Annotated in this window: 2 protein-coding genes; both read left to right on the forward strand. The window is 77.8% G+C overall.

What is annotated here, in order from left to right:
- On the forward strand, positions 1-484 hold a 484-nt coding region (locus E1291_RS41270), incomplete at its 5' end, for an FtsX-like permease family protein (RefSeq protein WP_131743453.1).
- Positions 481-1,747 (forward strand): hypothetical protein (locus E1291_RS41275; protein ID WP_131743454.1); only part of this gene is annotated, 1,267 nt, incomplete at its 3' end. The genes E1291_RS41270 and E1291_RS41275, both read left to right, overlap by 4 nt.

Consider the following 1,747-nt stretch of genomic DNA (forward strand, 5'->3'; position numbering starts at 1 on the left):
CGCCGGGGACCGCGCCGCGCTGCGCCGGCGGCTGCGCGACGCCCCGCTCGGCGCCGCGCTGCAGGGCGCGCTGGTCCTCGGCTTCGGCGCCGCGCTGGTCTTCGCCGTCATCGCGTTCGTGGTGAACGCGGCGGTGTCGGTCCGCGAGCGGGCCCGCGAGTTCGCCGTGCTGCGGGTGCTCGGCGTCCACCCCCGGCAGGTCGCCGGGATGCTCGCGGTGGAGCAGGCGTTCCTGGTCGGGCTCGGCCTGCTCGGCGGGCTGGTGCTCGGGCTCGTCGTCGGGCGGCTCGTCATCCCGCACATCGTGCTCGGCGTGCAGGCCGCCCCGCCGTACCCGCCCGCCGACCTCATCGTCCAATGGCCCGTGCTGCTGGCCCTGCTCGCCGGGGTCGGCGCGGCGCTCGGCCTCGTGCTCCCGGTGGTGCTGCGGGTGCTGCGCCGCCGCGGTCTCGGCGCCGGGCTCCGCGCGGGGGAGGAAGGATGAACGGTCCCTGGACGCGGCTGGCCCGCACGCAGTGGGCGCCGCTGGCGGCGCTGGCCGTGCTGACGCTGGTCACCGCGCTGCTCGCGGTGACCGTCCCGTCCCGGATCGCCGCCGGGTACGACGGCGCCGCGGGCGCCGCCGTGGGCGCCGACGGCGAGGTCCGGGTCGAGGCCAAGGTCTCCGCCGCCGAGGGCGGCCGCTCGATCCCGACCGGGGTGGAGACCACCACGGCGTCCGCCCTCTGGCAGGGCCTCCTGCCGCCCTCGCTGCGCGCCGTCGCCGGCCCGCCCGAGCCGTCGATCGCGCTCGACGAGGACCGGGTGAGCGGCGCCCGCACCTCCGCCCCCCTCGTCGTCACCCTGAAATGGGACCTCGGGACGAGAGAGCGGATCCGCTTCGTCGCCGGCGCGCCGCCGGAGAACCGGCCGTCCGACGACAGCGACGACGACCACGGCCGCGTGATCGAGATCGCCGTCCCCAAGGCGTTCGGTGCCGCCTATGGCTACGCCCCGGGCTCGGACCTGGTGTTCGCCGGTGGAGTACGCGCGCGCGTCTCCGGCCTGTACGAAGCGGTGAACGAACGCGACCCGTACTGGACGACGCGCGGCCTCCTGCTGCGGCCCCGGACCGAGCCGCGCGGCGTCGAGGGCGTGCGCTTCGAGGTCGGCGCGGGCCTCATCGACCTCGGCGCCTACACGATGCTCCTCCACGGCCCGGACCGGCAGCTCACCTACAGCTGGCGCTTCCCCCTCCTCCGCGACCGGCTCGACACCGCGCGCGCGTCCACGATGGCCGCCGACCTGGAGGCGTTCCGCGCCGCCCTGAAGAACCGCACCGACTTCTTCGAATGCGCCGTCGTCACCGCCCTGGACGCCCGGCTGCGCGCCTACGCCGGGCAGCTCCGCACCGCCAGGGCCGTGCTCGGCCTGGCGCTCGGCGGCCTCGCCGCCGTCGCCGCCGGGGCGCTGCTGCTCGCCGCCGGGCTGCTCGCCGAGCGGCTCGAACCGGTCCAGGGGACGATGCGGGCGCGCGGCGCCTCCCTGCGCCAGCTCGTGCCGCCCGCCTGCGCGCTGACCGCCCTCGCCGTCCTGCCCGCCGCCGCGCTCGGCTACGCCGCCGGACGGTTCCTGGACGCCGGTCCGCCGCAGGCGTCGTCGCTGTGGACGATCGGCGCGCTGCTCGTCCTCGTCCTCGCCCTGCCCGCCGCGATGATCGTCCGGCGGCAGGGCGGCGCGACGGCCGCGCCGGCCCGCCGCGACGACC

Origin of the sequence: Actinomadura roseirufa, assembly GCF_900659635.1 — a bacterium.
GTDB classification, from domain to species: Bacteria; Actinomycetota; Actinomycetes; order Streptosporangiales; family Streptosporangiaceae; genus Spirillospora; species Spirillospora roseirufa.